The sequence below is a fragment of the Streptomyces olivaceoviridis genome (assembly GCF_014650115.1).
GTDB classification, from domain to species: domain Bacteria; phylum Actinomycetota; class Actinomycetes; order Streptomycetales; family Streptomycetaceae; genus Streptomyces; species Streptomyces olivaceoviridis.
Genome location: NZ_BMUI01000001.1, coordinates 158,501 through 173,829 on the forward strand (window position 1 = coordinate 158,501; position 15,329 = coordinate 173,829).

Below are 15,329 nucleotides of genomic sequence, written 5' to 3' on the forward strand. Positions count from 1 at the left end.
TTTCCACATGAACGAACTTTTCGGCACACTCCCCGACGGCCAGGCGGTGCACCGGTGGACGCTGGAGCGCGGCGGGGTGCGGGTGCGGGTGCTGTCGTACGGCGGGATCGTGCAGTCCGTGGAGGTCCCGGACGGCGCCGGGCGGACGGTGGACGTGGCGCTGGGCTTCCCGGACCTCGACGGCTATCTGGCACATCCGGAGCCGTATCTGGGTGCCGTGATCGGCCGGTACGCGAACCGGATCGCGGGCGGCCGGTTCCCGCTGGACGGCCGGACGTACGCGCTGGCCCGCAATGACGGCCCGAACTCGCTGCACGGCGGTGAACGCGGGTTCGACAAGCGCGTGTGGGAGGTGGCGCCGGTCCCGCACGGCGTCCGTCTGAGCCGGGTCAGCCCGCACGGCGAGGAGGGCTTCCCGGGCCGGCTGGAGGTGGCGGTGACGTACGCGCTCGACGCGTCGGGCGCGCTGCGGATCGCCTACGAGGCGGTCACGGACGCGCCGACGGTGGTCAACCTGACCAGTCACACGTACTGGGACCTGAGCGGTTCCGGTGACGCGGGCGGGCATGAGCTGCGGCTGGCCGCGACCCGGTACACGCCGGTGGACGCGGACCTGATCCCGGCCGGCGCGCCGGAGGACGTTACCGGTTCCCGCTTCGACTTCCGTACGGCCCGCAAGACCGGCTCCGGCTACGACCACAACTTCGTCCTGGACAAGGGCGTGACCGGGGTGGCGGAGGAGGTGGCCGAGCTGCACGACCCGGCGTCCGGGCGGACCCTGACGGTGGCCACGACCGAGCCGGGCCTCCAGCTCTACACCGCAGACCACCTGTCCGGGCCGCTGGGCCCCGGCGCCGGGATCGCCCTGGAGACGCAGCACTTCCCGGACTCCCCCAACCGGCCGGACTTCCCGAGCACGGTGCTGCGGCCCGGCGAGGTCTTCCGCTCCGAGACGGTGTACGGCTTCGGCGTCCGGGGCCGGTAGCCCGTCGCGAGGGGCCGTGTAGCCCCGGTCCGGGGGTCAGGTTCCCGGACCGGGGCTGCGCGGGAGAGACGCGTCCCCGCGGGGGACTTGTCCCGGATCAGACGTTAATCGTCGTGATGACGCGGCGGCCCTCGATCGAGCGTCCGGCGGAGATCTCGTACGAACCCTTCACACTTGGCCGCGTCCCCGCCGTCCCGTCCGGACCTCGCGTCCCGCGGGGGGCGCCGCCGGTACCGCCCGCACCATGGCGCGGGTCACTTCCGTCACGCGATACTGCGGCCGTCCCACCGCACCACGCGCCCCACAGCGACGGAAGGATCCGAACTCCCTTGACCCGTATACGCATCGGCCTGATCGGGCTGGCCCTGCTGACCGGCCTGTCCGCGCCCACCGCCACGGCATCCGCCGCCGCCCCGCCCTCCCCCACCGTCGAGGAACAGCGGCTCGACCAGGCCGTGCCGCAGGAGATCCTCCGGCGTTCCGGATTCGCCGACACGGCACCGGAGTTCGGCCGGGCCCTGCACCACGCGCACTCCTACGCGCAGGCCCGCCGTATCGTCGTGCGCGAGGGGTCCGCGCTGTGGCGGCGGGCCGTGGAGCGGGCGCAGGGGCGGGGACCGGCCGGCGGTGATCTGAGCCGGGACGACGACCGGCCGCTGTACTGGGCCCGGCTGGGAATGACCCGGGAAGTGCGCACCTGGGAGCCCGGCTTCGGGCTCACCGACCGGCAACGGGACGCACTGCTCGACCGGTTGGAGCGGACCTCGCGCGGGCAGACCGACATCCGCTACCCGGGGAAGGGACACCTGCGGCGCGTCCTGCTCACCGGGTTCGACCCCTTCACGCTCGACCGGGACATCCGCATCTCCAACCCCTCGGGGGCGACGGCGCTCGCGCTGGACGGCACGGTCATCGAGACGGCGCGGGGACCGGCGCGCGTGGAGACGGCCGTGTTCCCGGTGCGCTGGCAGGACTTCGCCGAGGGCACGGTGGAGCGGACGCTGCGGCCGTACCTGCCGAAGGTGGACCTGTTCACGACCGTGAGCCAGGGCCGGGTCGGCCGGTTCGACATCGAGCGCACCAACGGCGCCTGGCGGGGCGGCTTCGCGGACAACGACAACGTCGGCCGGACCGGGACCATCCCGGTCACGGACCCGGCGTCACAGCCGCAGTGGACGGGCACCACCCTGCCGTACACCGCCGTCGTGGCCGCGCGGACGGGCCGCTTCCCCGTGTACGACCACACGGAGGTGACCGAGATACCGGCCGGCGGCACCGCGCCTGTCGTACGGCCGGACGGGCCGACCCCCGGCTCGGCCGCCCGTGCCGGGGCCGGCGGCGACTACCTCTCCAACGAGATCGCCTACCGGGCCACCCTGCTGCGGGACCGGCTCGGGCTGCACGACACGCTGCCGGGCGGGCATGTGCACACGCCCGTGCTCCAGTTCGGGGCCGGGAACACCACCGAGGTGACCGACCCCGAGTTCGTGCGCAACCGGCTGGACATCATCGCGCAGGTCCGGTCGATCGTCGCCGTGTCCGTCGGTGCGACGGAGCGAAGGCCGGGCTGACGCCGGGACCGGCCAGGACGGGACCTTGAGGCGAGCGTCTCGGTCAGGGGGTGACGTCCTGCGTCCGGGGCGCGTCCGCGCCGTCCTCGCCGGTCTCCTCGCCCAGCAGGTCGCGGGCGAGGAGCGTGGCGCCCGCGACGGCGCCCGGCATCAGGAACACCGCGACGAACGGGACCAGGAAGGCCAGGCCCAGGGGGGTGCCGAAGCCCCAGACCAGGGTCTTGCGGGAGCGGAGCAGGGTGAGCCGGGCGCGCAGGTCGACGCCCCGGCGCTGCATCGCCACGGCGGCCAGTTCCTCGGTGAGGAAGAAGCCGGTGACGAAGAAGCCGATCACGGGGACGACGGTCTGCCCGACGAACGGCAGGAAGCCGAGGGCGAAGAGCAGGACGCCCCACAGGCCGGCCCGCACCAGGACGCGCAGGCTGTCCCGGGCGGAGATCCACAGCTCGCGCCAGAGCGGCAGGTCCGACCGCGGGGCGGTGCCGTCGGGCGAGACGTCGGCGTCGACCTTCTCCGACAGGTTCTCGTAGAAGGGCTGGCCGACCAGCAGGGTGACGGCGGTGAACGTCAGCACGGCCAGCAGCAGGCCGAGGGCGAAGAGGACGGCCGTCAGGAAGCCGCGGAACAGGCCCTGCCAGGGGCTGGACCAGTCGTCCGCGAACGGGGTCGCCCAGCCGACCGCGTCCGCGCCCCACACGGCGAGCGCGACCAGCGCGGCGGCGTACAGCACCAGCGTGATCAGTCCGGGCAGCAGCCCGAAGCCGTAGCGCCGCCCGTGCCGGGCCACCCATCGCTGGCCCTTCAGCAGATACCCGAAACCCACCCCAAGATCGCGCATGGCGAGGACTTTACTGGCTCGGTGCGACCGCGCGGGTGGCCGGTGACGGCGGGGCCGGCCGGTACCGGGCGGGGTCTCAGGCGTCCAGCATGCGCCGGAGCAGGTCGCGCAGGTCGCGGCGCTGGTCGTCGGTGAGCGCGGCGAGCGGCTCGCGGGCGAAGTGCAGGCCCTCGCGCAGGTCCCGGGCCACCCTGCGGCCCTCCTCGGTGGCGGCGGCGACCTTCACCCGGCGGTCGGCCGGGTCGGGGCGGCGCTCCACCAGCCCGCGGGACTCCAGCCGGTCCACGATCCCGGTGACGTTCGACGGCTCGCACTTGAGCTTCTGGGCCAGCTTGCGCATGGGCAGCGGTTCCAGCGAGAGCAGGCTGAGCAGCCTGGCCTGCGGGCCGGTCAGCGTGTGCTCGCCCGCCGCCTCCTCGTAGTCCGCGTAGAAGCGGGCCACGACGTCACCGATCAGCTCGACCACTTCCATGGTCAGGGGGTCGGGGCGGTGGGTCTTCGATGGGGTGGACATGCCCTCCAGGATACCCGGTTACTTGACATCCTGAAATATTCAGGGGCATGGTTGTTTCAGGTACTGAAGTAAATGTGTGACACGAAAGGCTCCGTCATGATCAACCGCGAGTGGCACCTGCTCAGCCGACCCGTCGGCTGGCCGAAGCCCGAGGACTTCGCCCTCGTCGAGGCACCGGCCCCGACCCCGGGCGAGGGTCAGGTGCTGGTGCGGAACAAGTACCTCTCCGTCGATCCCTATATGCGCGGAAGGATGAGCGCGGCCAAGTCCTACGTCGCCCCCTTCGAGCTGGGCAAGGTCATGCAGGGCGGCGCGGTCGGCGAGGTGGTCGAGTCCCACGCCGAGGGCATCTCCGTCGGCGACCACGTCCTGCACTTCTTCGGCTGGCGCGAGTACGCGGCCGTGGACGCGAAGAACGCCGTGAAGGTCGACCCGGAGGCCGCGCCCCTGTCGACGTACCTGGGCGTCCTCGGCATGACCGGGCTGACCGCCTACGCCGGCCTGCTGCGCACCGCCTCCTTCAAGGAGGGCGACACCGTGTTCGTGTCGGGCGCCGCCGGGGCCGTGGGCAGCCAGGTGGGCCAGATCGCCAAGCTCAAGGGCGCCTCGCGGGTCATCGGCTCGGCCGGGTCCGACGAGAAGGTCAAGCTGCTCGTGGACGAGTACGGCTTCGACGCCGCCTTCAACTACAAGAACGGCCCGGTCGCCGAGCAGCTGCGCCAGGCCGCGCCCGACGGCATCGACGTCTACTTCGACAACGTCGGCGGGGACCACCTGGAGGCCGCGATCGGCTCACTGAACCAGGGCGGCCGGATCGCCGTCTGCGGCATGATCTCGGTCTACAACAACACCGAGCCCGCGCCCGGCCCGAAGAACCTGGCCCGTCTGATCCAGACCCGCGGCCGGATCGAGGGCTTCCTCGTCGGCGACCACTACGACCTCCAGCCGCAGTTCGTCCAGGAGGTCGGCCCGTGGGTCGCCTCGGGCGCGCTGAAGTACCGGGAGACCGTGGTCGAGGGCATCGAGAACAACCTGGAGGCGTTCCTCGGGGTCCTGCGCGGCGACAACATCGGCAAGATGGTCGTCAAGCTCTGACCTTCCCCCGGTTTCCGGCATGCGGTAGCTTCTTTCCGAAATCCGTCGTCGATCGTGGGCGCGAGTCGCGGCGGACCGAGGAGGAAGACAACCGCATGCCCATCACGCAGTCCGACGTCCTGTACACCGCCGTCGCCACCGCCGAGAACGGCCGCGACGGACGGGTCGCCACGGACGACGGCCGACTCGACGTCGTCGTCAACCCGCCGAAGGAGATGGGCGGCAGCGGGTCCGGGACCAACCCGGAGCAGCTGTTCGCCGCCGGTTACAGCGCGTGCTTCCAGGGGGCGCTGGGGGTCGTCGCCCGGCAGGAGGGCGCCGACGTGTCCGGGTCCACCGTCACGGCCAGGGTCGGCATCGGGAGGAACGACGAGGGGTTCGGGATCATCGTGGAGATCTCGGCGAGCATCCCGAACGTCGACGAGGCCACCGCGAAGGCTCTGGTCGACAAGGCCCACCAGGTGTGCCCCTACTCGAAGGCGACGCGCGGGAACATCAGCGTGACGCTGGTCTGACCTCCGTCGTTCCACACATCGGCAGCCGCATCCTTGGACGTGGGGTGCGGCTGCTTCTCGGCCGGGGGCGTCTGCCGCGTGCCGTGCGCTCCTCAGCCGGCCAGCGCCGCCTTGTGGATCTCCGCCACGAGCCTGTCGTTCTCCGGGGCCGCTCCGCCCGGGAACGCGAACCCGCGCCTCGTGTAGCCGTAGGCGATGCCCGCGTGCGGGTCCGCGAAGCCCTGGACGCCGTTGGCGCCGCTGTGGCCCAGCGTGCCCGCGCCCAGGAACGGGTGCCAGATGTCGGCCGTCGCCTGGAAGCCGAGGCCGAAGGACTTGTGGACGCGGGCCACCAGGTCGTACCCCGTGGAGTGGACCTGGGCGAACTCCGCCAGTGTGTCGCCCTTCAGCAGCGGGCTCCTGCCGTCCACCTCGCTGATCATCGCCGCGTACATGCCCGCGAGACCGCGCGCCGAGCCGATCCCGCCCACCGAGGCGGGTCCCTGGGCGCGGATCAGCCGCTCGTTCGGCAGGCTCTCCAGGTCGGTGGGCTCCGCGCCGTGCCGGTTGAAGGCGATCGACCCGAGGGTGTGCGGGCCGGCCGGCACGGCGTCGAGCTGCGCCTGCTGCGCGGGCGTCGGCAGCATCGGCCGGACCGTGCGGAAGCGCGGCTCGTGCGCCTCGGGCAGACCCAGGTGGAGGTCGAGGCCATGGGGGGCGCGGACCCGCTCCTCGTACACCTCCTGGAGCGTGCGGCCCGTCGCCCGGCGGACGACCTCACCGGTCAGCGCGCCGATGACCAGCGCGTGGTAGCCGAACGCCGTGCCCGGCCGCCAGAACGGCCGCTGGTCGGCGAGGCGTTCGGCGATCATCCGGTCGTCGGCCAGCTCGGCGGGGCTGAACCCGGTGTCGGCGCCGACCAGCCCCGCGCGGTGCGCCAGCAGGTCCCGCAGCGTCAGCGCGCCCTTGCCCTCGCCGGCGAACTCCGGCCAGTAGTAGGTGACTTTGCGGTCCAGCTCCAGCGTGCCGTCCTGGACGAGCAGCGCCGCCACCAGATGGGCCGCGCCCTTCGTGGCGGAGTAGACGGCGTACAGCGAGTCACCCGTCACCCCCGCGCCCGCCCATAGATCCACGACCCGCCGTCCGTGAACGTATGCGCACAACTGGCCCTCGTAGTCCTCCCGTTCACCGGCGACGAAGGCGGCGAACTCCTCGCGCACCGACTCGAAGCCCTCGGCGACCGTGCCCTGGACGGTGCTCTCCTGCGTCATCCGCTCTCCTCGACCGAACCGCTGCTCGCTGCTCCCCCTCGGCACAACGCCCTGCCCCGGCATCGGGCGTCCCGAGACCGGTACGGCGAGACGTGTCTGTGCGACTCAACCCCCGTGAGGGCCGCGGGGTGTCACGGATAGCCCGGATGGCCGAGGGCGCGGGGTGGCGGGGGTGCGCCGGAGCGTGCTTCACGTACACACGGATGGAGCCGGACGCGCGCGGACACTCAGGTGCCCGCGGACGCCCTCAGCTGCACCACCACAGGAAGCGGTCGCAGGTCTTCGTGGGCGACGGCTCGGGCGTGGGCGCGGAGGTCGTCGGGGCCGCGGTCGGGGTGGCGGGCTGACTGGGGGGCGGGGCGGCCGGGGTCGTCGGGGTCGCACCGGAACTCGCCGTGGCCGACTGCTGCGCCGTGCCGGTGCCCGCGGCGGAAGGGGAAGCGGAATCCTTGTCCTTCGGGGACTCCGACGAGGAGGCGGAGGCGGAGCCCGAGGCGTCCGGGGAGGCGGACTCGCCCGCGCGCGGGGTGGCGCCGGAGCCGGTGCCCATCGGGCCGGCGGTGCGGTCCGGCGCGACGGAGGCGGCGCCGCCGTCCGCCGAGGTGTCCCCGGCCGGGGCCGGGGTGTCGCCGGAGAAGGGCGAGAAGGGCGCGTCCGTGCCCAGTTCCGCGAGACTGAGCCCGCCCGCCGCGAGGACGAAGCCGACGGCGACCACGACGGCACGGCGGCGTCTGCGGCGGTGCGCGGCGGCCTTGCGGTCGCGGCGGCTGCCCTCGGCCCCGCCCCGGTCCCGCCGGCCGGCCGGGGCTGTCTCGTCGTCGGCGTCGTCGGCCTCCGCCTCCGCCGGTTCCGGTTCCTCCGCCCGCTCCGGCCCTCCGGGAGCGTCCGGACCGCCGTGCGCCTCTTCGTGTGCCCCTTCGTGCGGCTGCCCGTACGGCGCCTCGTACGGCTGCTCGTACGGCGCCGGTGTCTGCGCGTGCCCGTGCCCGTGCTCGTGACCGTGCGCGGCCGGCGCCGCCGTGGGGGCCGCGAGCCGGTCGGCAGGTGTGCCGCACCCCGGGCAGGCCAGGGCGCCGTTGAGGTGCCGTCGGCACGGGAGGCAGTAGTTCATGACGCGGGAAGACTAGAGTCCGCGCGGTTCCGGTTCCAGGCGTGGTTGTGAAGGTTTGGTGCGGGGTCGAAAGAGTTGTCGAAAGCCGTGCCGAAACCGTTACCTGTTCGACCCATTGACACCCCCGCCGGACCGTCCTTACTGTCACGCCAACATTTCGAACGTGTGACGAAATCTCGAACAGCTGAGGGGCAACTGCCGTGCGCATCACCGGAATCAGCACGCACGTGGTCGGCACGCCGTGGCGCAACCTGACCTACGTCCAGGTGCACACCGACGAGGGCATCACGGGAGTCGGCGAGACCCGGATGCTCGGGCACACCGACGCGCTGATCGGCTACCTGCGGGAGGCCGAGGCCAACCACATTCTCGGCTCGGACCCGTTCGCTGTCGAGGACCTCGTGCGCCGGATGAAGTACGGCGACTACGGCCGGGCCGGGGAGATCGTCATGTCCGGCATCGCGGTGGTCGAGATGGCCTGCTGGGACATCAAGGGCAAGGCGCTGGGCGTGCCGGTGTGGCAGCTGCTCGGCGGGAAGGTGACCGACAAGGTCAAGGCGTACGCCAACGGGTGGTACACCACCGAGCGGACCCCGGAGGCGTACCACAAGGCGGCCCAGGGGGTCATGGAGCGCGGCTACAAGGCGCTCAAGATCGACCCCTTCGGCACCGGGCACTTCGAGCTGGACCACCAGGAGACCCTGTACGCGGTCTCGCTCATCGAGGCCGTGCGGGACGCGATCGGCCCGGAGGCGGAGCTGATGCTGGAGATGCACGGCCGCTTCTCCCCCGCCACCGCCGTCCGGCTGGCCAAGGAGATGGCGCCCTTCAAGCCCGCGTGGCTGGAGGAGCCGGTGCCGCCGGAGAACCTCAAGGCGCTGGAGAAGGTCGCCGCCAAGGTGGACATCCCCGTGGCCACCGGTGAGCGCATCCACGACCGGATCGAGTTCCGCGAGCTGTTCGACAGCCAGGCGGTGGACATCATCCAGCCCGACGTCGGCCACATCGGCGGCATCTGGGAGACCCGGAAGCTGGCCGCCACCGCCGAGACGCACTACATGCTCGTCGCCCCGCACAACGTGGGTGGTTCGGTGCTCACCGCCGCCTCCCTCCAGGTCGGCTTCACCTCCCCGAACTTCAAGATCCTTGAGCACTTCAATGACTTCGCGGACGCGGAGATCAAGAAGGTGGTCAAGGGGGCGCCGCAGGTGAACCCGGAGGACGGCTGCTTCCACCTCTCCGACGCGCCGGGGCTCGGCGTCGAGCTGGACGTCGACGCTGCGGCGGAGTTCCCGCAGCAGCAGGCCCGGTTCGACCTGTGGGCCGAGGGCTGGGAGCAGCGCAAGCCGAAGGGCACGAAGTGAGCTCCCAGGTCCTGATCGAGGCGCCGGGGGTGCACCGGGTCGAGGCCCACACGCCCCGGCAGCCCGGTCCCGGCGAGGCGCTGGTCGCGGTGCACGCGGCCGGCATCTGCGGCAGCGACCGCGAGGTGTACCAGGGCAACCGGCCGGAAGGGTACGTGCGGTATCCGCTCACGCCCGGACACGAGTGGTCGGGGACGGTCACGGCGGTGGGTGCCGGGGTGCCCGGATCGCTCGTCGGCCGCAAGGTCGTCGGCGAGGGCTTCCGCAACTGCCAGGTGTGCGAGCGCTGCCACGCGGGCGAGACCACGCTGTGCTCGGCCGGGTACGAGGAGACCGGCTTCACCCAGCCGGGCGCCATGGCCGCCACGCTGACCCTGCCCGCCCGGCTGCTGCACGTCCTGCCGGACGACGCCGACCTCACCGCCGCCGCCCTGCTGGAGCCGGCCGCCTGTATCGCGGCCGCCGCGCTGAAGGCGCACGCCCAGCCGGGCGAGCGGGTCGCGGTGGTCGGCACGGGCACGCTGGGCATGTTCGCCGCGCAGTTCCTGAGGGCGGTCTCGCCGGCGGAGCTGCTCGTGGTGGGCACGCGGAACGACCGGGAGGCGCTGTCCCGCCGGTTCGGGGCGAGCGACTTCCGGCTGAAGGACCAGAAGTTGCCCGACGACTTCGACGTGGTGATCGAGACCGCCGGGTCGGCGTCCGCCGCGCGCACCGCCGCCGCGCTGCTGCGGCGCGGCGGGCGGCTGGTCCTCACCGGGATCCCGGCGCCGGGCGCGGACGGGCTCGACCCGACCGATCTCGTCGTACGGCAGCTTGAGGTGCACACCGTCTTCGGGGCGCCGCCGGAGGCCTGGGCGCACACCGTGCGGGTCTTCGGGGCCGGGCTGCTCGACCCGCTGCCGCTGGTCACCCACGAGTTGCCGCTGACCGAGTTCCCGCAGGCCATCGAGCTCGTGGGGGCCGGCGATCCCAAGGTGGGCAAGGTGCTGCTCCGCCCCTGACCGTACGCCGGCCAGGGCGTGACCTGACGGCGCCCTGACCGGCGTACACCCAGCGGTTTTCCACACCCAGAGCCGCGAACCTTGTCCGAAATACCGAACACTCAGGACCCTAAGGACAGCTTGTGACCGACGCTTCCGCTCCGGCAGCCCGCAGGCCCGGCGAGCAGGTGCTCGCCGCACTCGGCCTCGGCGCGCCCGCCCTCGACCCCGCCGACGCCTCCACCCACACCTTCCCGGGCGGCGGTCGCTGGCGCACCGAGATCCCCTCGTGCGAGGGTCCCGAAGCGCTGGCGGTCGTCCTGAAGGAGGCCTCGCGCCTCGATGTGCCGATCCACCGGATCAGCCAGGGCAGCGGCGTGTGGATGCTCACCGACGCCGAGATCACCGAGATGGTCGACGCCACCCAGGAACGCGACATCGAGCTCTGCCTGTTCACCGGCCCGCGCGGCACCTGGGACATCGGCGGCTCGGTGCGGTCCGACTCGCGGGGCGCCGGACTTCGCGCCCGGGGCCACGACGCCGTCGCCGGCTGCGTCGAGGACGCCGTCCGGGCCACCGAACTGGGCGTCAAGTGCCTGCTGGTCGCCGACGAGGGCGTGCTGTGGACCCTGCACCGGGCCCGCCAGGCCGGGATCATCCCCGCCGACACCACGCTGAAGGTCTCGGCACTCATCGGCCCGGTCAACCCGGCCTCGTACGCCGTCTACGAGCGGCTCGGCGCCGACTCCGTCAACGTGCCCAGCGATCTGACGCTGGACCACCTCACCGAGATCCGCCGGGTCTCCGGCGCCCCCATGGACATGTACATCGAGGCCCCCGACGACCTCGGCGGCTACGTCCGGATGTACGAGGTCGCCGAGCTGATCCGGCGCGGCGCACCGCTCTACCTGAAGTTCGGTCTGTCCAAGGCCCCCGGCATCTACCCGTGGGGCACCCACCTGCGGGACGTGACCCTGGACACCGCCCGGGAGCGGGTGCGGCGCGGCCGGCTCGCCCTGGACCTGCTCGCCCGGCACGGCGCGGACGGCGACATGGCACCGCTCGGCTCCCGACTGCCGGGGACGCTCCACCGCTTCCCCGTCCAAGCACCCGCACCTGTCACCTCCGCTCCTCTCAACGACGAGAACGACAAGGACTGATCCCACATGCGCAACCGCAGAGCCGCACTCGCCGCGATAGCCGGAGCCGCCTCGCTCGCCCTCACCCTCACCGCCTGCGGTCAGAGCGGCGAGGGCGGCAGCAAGGAGAAGTCGGGCGACGTAAAGGGCGCCACCATCGGCATCGCCATGCCGACCAAGTCCTCCGAGCGCTGGATCTCCGACGGCAAGAACGTCGTCAAGGATCTGGAGGCCAAGGGCTACAAGACCAAGCTGGTCTACGGCGAGGACGACCCGGAGACCCAGGTCTCGCAGATCGAGAACCTGATCACGCAGGGCGTCAAGGGCCTGATCGTCGCGGCGATCGACAACAAGTCCCTGGACCACGTCCTCCAGGAGGCCGCGGACGCGCACATCCCGGTCATCTCCTACGACCGGCTGATCCTCGGCACCAAGAACGTCGACTACTACGCCTCGTTCGACAACGAGAAGGTCGGCAAGCTCCAGGGCCAGTACATCGTCGACAAGCTCGGGCTCACCAAGGGCAAGACGGGCCCGTTCAACATCGAGCTGTTCGCGGGCTCCAACGACGACAACAACACCAAGTACTTCTTCGGCGGCGCCATGAGCGTCCTCCAGCCGTACATCGACAAGAAGCAGCTGGTGGTCAAGTCCGGGCAGACCAAGCTGACCCAGGTCGTCACCCTGCGCTGGGACGGCACCACCGCGCAGAAGCGCATGGAGGACGTCCTCACCTCCGCCTACAAGAGCGGCCGGGTCGACGCGGTCCTCTCGCCGTACGACGGCATCTCCATCGGCATCCTGTCCGCCCTGAAGTCGGACGGCTACGGCTCGGGCAACAAGCCGCTGCCGGTCATCACCGGCCAGGACGCCGAGCTGGCCTCGGTGAAGTCGATCATCTCCGGTCAGCAGACGCAGACCGTCTACAAGGACCTCCGCAAGCTCGCCGAGGTCGCCGCCACGATGATGGACGACTCCCTGAAGGGCAAGAAGCCCGAGGTCAACGACACCAAGACGTACGACAACGGGACGAAGGTCGTGCCCGCCTACCTGCTCCAGCCGGTGAGCGTCGACAAGAGCAACTACAAGCAGGTGCTGGTCGACGGCGGTTACTACACCGAGGCCGACCTCAAGTAACCCGCCCATTTCCTACGGATTGGAAGGCACGACCATGGCGGGACCCGTCCTGGAAATGCGCTCGATCGTCAAGACCTTTCCCGGTGTCAAGGCGCTGTCGGACGTCACCCTGACCGTCCGGCAGGGCGAGGTCCACGCCATCTGCGGGGAGAACGGCGCCGGCAAGTCCACCTTGATGAAGGTGCTCTCCGGCGTCCACCCGTACGGCAGTTACGAGGGGGACATCCTCTTCGCGGGAGAGACCTGCCAGTTCAAGGACATCCGGGCGAGCGAGCAGCACGGCATCGTCATCATCCACCAGGAACTGGCGCTGGTGCCGCATCTGTCCATCGCGGAGAACCTCTTCCTCGGCAACGAGCACGCCACGCGCGGGCTCATCAACTGGCGCGAGACCCTGCGCCACGCCACCGCGCTGCTGCGCCGGGTCGGTCTGGACGAGCACCCGGAGACCCGGGTCGCCGACATCGGCGTGGGCAAGCAGCAGCTCGTCGAGATCGCCAAGGCGCTGTCCAAGCAGGTGAAGCTGCTGATCCTGGACGAGCCGACGGCGGCCCTGAACGACGAGGACAGCGACAAGCTCCTCGATCTGATCCTGGAGCTGAAGAACCAGGGCATCACCTCGATCATCATCTCCCACAAGCTCAACGAGATCCGCAAGGTCGCCGACTCGGTGACGATCATCCGGGACGGGCGGTCCATCGAGACCCTCGATGTGAAGGCGCCGGAGACGACCGAGGAGCGGATCATCGCCGGCATGGTCGGCCGCGACCTCGACCACCGCTTCCCCGAGCGCACCCCGCACCAGCCGGAGGAGGGCGCGGCGCCGGCGCTGGAGATCCGCGGCTGGACCGTGTTCCACCCGATCGACCAGCAGCGCAAGGTCGTGGACGACGTGTCCCTGAACGTGCGCCGCGGCGAGATCGTCGGCATCGCGGGCCTGATGGGCGCGGGCCGCACGGAACTCGCGATGAGCGTCTTCGGACGGGCCTACGGCCGGTACGCGGCCGGCACGGTCCTGAAGGACGGCACGGAGATCCGTACGAAGAGCGTGGCGGAGGCGATCGGGCACGGCATCGCGTACGTCACCGAGGACCGCAAGCACTACGGCCTGAACCTCATCGACACCATCAACCGGAACGTCTCGCTGACCGCGCTGAACAAGGTCGCCAAGCGGGGTGTGGTGGACGAGCACGAGGAACGGCAGGTCGCCGAGGGCTTCCGGAAGTCCATGAACATCAAGGCGCCCACGGTCTTCGAGCCGGTGGGCAAGCTCTCCGGCGGCAACCAGCAGAAGGTCGTTCTCAGCAAGTGGATCTTCGCGGGTCCCGACGTGCTGATCCTCGACGAACCGACCCGCGGCATCGACGTGGGCGCCAAGTACGAGATCTACACGGTCATCGACCAGCTCGCCGCCCAGGGCAAGGCGGTCGTCTTCATCTCCTCCGAGCTGCCCGAACTGCTCGGCATGTGCGACCGCATCTACACGATGGCCGCCGGGCGGCTGACCGGTGAGGTGCCGCGGGCCGAGGCCACGCAGGAAGTGCTGATGCGCCATATGACGAAGGACAAAGAGGTAACGCGATGAGCACGGATGTGACCGCCAAGAGCCCGGCCCCCGCGCCGCCGGGCAGGAGCGGAGCGGCTGCCGACGGGGGACTGCTCGGCCTGATGCTGGCCGGTCTGCGCCGCAACATGCGCCAGTACGGCATGCTGATCGCGCTCGGCCTGATCGTGGTCCTCTTCGCGATCTGGACCGACGGGGACCTGCTGCTGCCGCGCAACGTCTCCAACCTGGTGCTCCAGAACAGCTACATCCTGATCCTCGCGATCGGCATGATGCTGGTGATCATCGCCGGGCACATCGACCTCTCGGTCGGCTCGCTCACCGCGTTCGTCGGCGCCTTCGCGGCCGTACTGACCGTGCAGCACGGGATCTCCTGGCCCATCGCGCTGGTGCTGTGCCTGGTGGTCGGCGCGGTCGCCGGCTCGATCCAGGGCTATCTCATCGCCTATCTCGGCATACCGTCCTTCATCGTCACCCTCGCCGGGATGCTCCTCTTCCGCGGCCTCACCGAGATCCTGCTCAAGGGCCAGACCCTCGGCCCGTTCCCGGACGGTCTGCAGAAGCTCGGCAACGGCTTCCTGCCCGAGGTCGGCCCGAACACCAACTACCACAACCTCACCCTGCTGCTCGGGCTCGTCCTGATCGCGGCCGTGGTGTGGCAGGAGTTCCGGGACCGCCGCCGCCAGCAGGAGTTCTCCCTGGACGTGCTGCCGACCCGGCTGTTCCTGCTCAAGCTGACCGCCCTGGTCGCCGCGATCCTCGTCCTCACCCTGCTGCTCGCCAGCTACAAGGGCGCCCCGATCGTGCTGATCATCCTCGGCGCGCTGGTCGTCGGCTACGGCTACGTCATGCGCAACGCGGTCTTCGGCCGGCACATCTACGCGATCGGCGGCAATCTGCCGGCGGCCAAGCTGTCCGGCGTGAAGGACAAGAAGGTCACCTTCTACGTCTTCCTGAACATGGGCGTGCTCGCGGCCCTGGCGGGTCTGGTGGTCGCCGCCCGACTGAACGCGGCCTCGCCGAAGGCGGGCGTCAACTTCGAACTGGAGGCCATCGCCTCCTCGTTCATCGGTGGCGCGTCCATGAGCGGCGGTGTCGGCACCGTCCTCGGCGCCATCATCGGCGGTCTCGTCCTCGGCGTGCTGAACAACGGCATGAACCTCCTCAGCGTCGGCACCGACTGGCAGCAGGTCATCAAGGGCCTCGCCCTGCTGGTGGCGGTCGGGTTCGACGTGTGGAACAAGCGCAAGTCCGGTTCGTAAGCGC

Annotated in this window: 14 protein-coding genes; 10 read left to right on the forward strand and 4 right to left on the reverse strand. The window is 70.9% G+C overall.

Going from position 1 to position 15,329, the window contains the following annotated elements; translation table 11 throughout:
* Positions 1 to 7 precede the first annotated feature (7 nt).
* Together IE273_RS00795 and IE273_RS00800 are read left to right on the forward strand one after the other, a co-directional pair.
* Positions 8 to 985 (forward strand): aldose epimerase family protein, encoded by a 978-nt coding sequence (locus IE273_RS00795; RefSeq protein WP_189813167.1) that lies wholly within the window; start codon positions 8 to 10, stop codon positions 983 to 985.
* A 329-nt stretch (positions 986 to 1,314) separates the two neighbouring features.
* Positions 1,315 to 2,556, forward strand: a complete 1,242-nt coding sequence (locus IE273_RS00800) for a pyroglutamyl-peptidase I (RefSeq protein WP_189813168.1) — start codon at positions 1,315 to 1,317, stop codon at positions 2,554 to 2,556.
* Between the two features lie 43 nt (positions 2,557 to 2,599).
* Here IE273_RS00800 and IE273_RS00805 read toward each other — a convergent pair whose 3' ends face one another.
* Together IE273_RS00805 and IE273_RS00810 are read right to left on the reverse strand one after the other, a co-directional pair.
* Positions 2,600 to 3,394: an EI24 domain-containing protein gene (locus IE273_RS00805; RefSeq protein WP_189813169.1), complete on the reverse strand. Its 795-nt coding sequence runs from the start codon at positions 3,392 to 3,394 to the stop codon at positions 2,600 to 2,602.
* A 76-nt stretch (positions 3,395 to 3,470) separates the two neighbouring features.
* Complete coding sequence (locus IE273_RS00810) at positions 3,471 to 3,908, reverse strand: MarR family winged helix-turn-helix transcriptional regulator (protein WP_189813170.1); 438 nt, start codon at positions 3,906 to 3,908, stop codon at positions 3,471 to 3,473.
* A 96-nt stretch (positions 3,909 to 4,004) separates the two neighbouring features.
* Between IE273_RS00810 and IE273_RS00815 the strand changes: the two genes are divergently transcribed.
* The gene (locus IE273_RS00815; protein WP_189813171.1) at positions 4,005 to 5,003 is read left to right on the forward strand and encodes an NADP-dependent oxidoreductase; all 999 of its coding nucleotides are present in this window, start codon (positions 4,005 to 4,007) and stop codon (positions 5,001 to 5,003) included.
* Between the two features lie 95 nt (positions 5,004 to 5,098).
* Positions 5,099 to 5,518: an organic hydroperoxide resistance protein gene (locus IE273_RS00820; RefSeq protein ID WP_189813172.1), complete on the forward strand. Its 420-nt coding sequence runs from the start codon at positions 5,099 to 5,101 to the stop codon at positions 5,516 to 5,518.
* A gap of 92 nt (positions 5,519 to 5,610) precedes the next feature.
* On the opposite strand, the gene IE273_RS00825 is transcribed toward IE273_RS00820, so the two are convergent.
* Both IE273_RS00825 and IE273_RS00830 read right to left on the reverse strand, forming a co-directional pair.
* Positions 5,611 to 6,768 (reverse strand): serine hydrolase domain-containing protein, encoded by a 1,158-nt coding sequence (locus tag IE273_RS00825; protein WP_189813173.1) that lies wholly within the window; start codon positions 6,766 to 6,768, stop codon positions 5,611 to 5,613.
* A gap of 247 nt (positions 6,769 to 7,015) precedes the next feature.
* On the reverse strand, positions 7,016 to 7,879 hold the full coding sequence (locus tag IE273_RS00830; RefSeq protein WP_189813174.1) for an SCO2400 family protein: 864 nt from the start codon (positions 7,877 to 7,879) through the stop codon (positions 7,016 to 7,018).
* 200 nt (positions 7,880 to 8,079) lie between these two features.
* Here IE273_RS00830 and IE273_RS00835 point away from each other — a divergent pair, with 200 nt between their 5' ends.
* The 6 genes from IE273_RS00835 to mmsB all read left to right on the forward strand — a co-directional run bounded on the left by IE273_RS00835 (position 8,080) and on the right by mmsB (position 15,325).
* Positions 8,080 to 9,243: a mandelate racemase/muconate lactonizing enzyme family protein gene (locus tag IE273_RS00835; RefSeq protein WP_189813175.1), complete on the forward strand. Its 1,164-nt coding sequence runs from the start codon at positions 8,080 to 8,082 to the stop codon at positions 9,241 to 9,243.
* A complete protein-coding gene (locus IE273_RS00840) occupies positions 9,240 to 10,244 on the forward strand; it encodes a zinc-dependent alcohol dehydrogenase (protein ID WP_189813176.1) in 1,005 nt (334 codons plus the stop codon). Before IE273_RS00835 ends, IE273_RS00840 begins: the two co-directional genes overlap by 4 nt.
* A 122-nt stretch (positions 10,245 to 10,366) precedes the next feature.
* Entirely contained in the window at positions 10,367 to 11,383 is a 1,017-nt protein-coding gene (locus tag IE273_RS00845) for a hypothetical protein (RefSeq protein WP_189813177.1), read from the forward strand.
* A 6-nt stretch (positions 11,384 to 11,389) separates the two neighbouring features.
* The gene (gene chvE / locus IE273_RS00850) at positions 11,390 to 12,499 is read left to right on the forward strand and encodes a multiple monosaccharide ABC transporter substrate-binding protein (RefSeq protein ID WP_189813178.1); all 1,110 of its coding nucleotides are present in this window, start codon (positions 11,390 to 11,392) and stop codon (positions 12,497 to 12,499) included.
* A gap of 34 nt (positions 12,500 to 12,533) precedes the next feature.
* Positions 12,534 to 14,084 (forward strand): multiple monosaccharide ABC transporter ATP-binding protein, encoded by a 1,551-nt coding sequence (gene mmsA / locus IE273_RS00855; RefSeq protein WP_189813179.1) that lies wholly within the window; start codon positions 12,534 to 12,536, stop codon positions 14,082 to 14,084.
* Positions 14,081 to 15,325, forward strand: a complete 1,245-nt coding sequence (gene mmsB / locus IE273_RS00860; protein WP_189813180.1) for a multiple monosaccharide ABC transporter permease — start codon at positions 14,081 to 14,083, stop codon at positions 15,323 to 15,325. Before mmsA ends, mmsB begins: the two co-directional genes overlap by 4 nt.
* Positions 15,326 to 15,329: the final 4 nt, after the last annotated feature.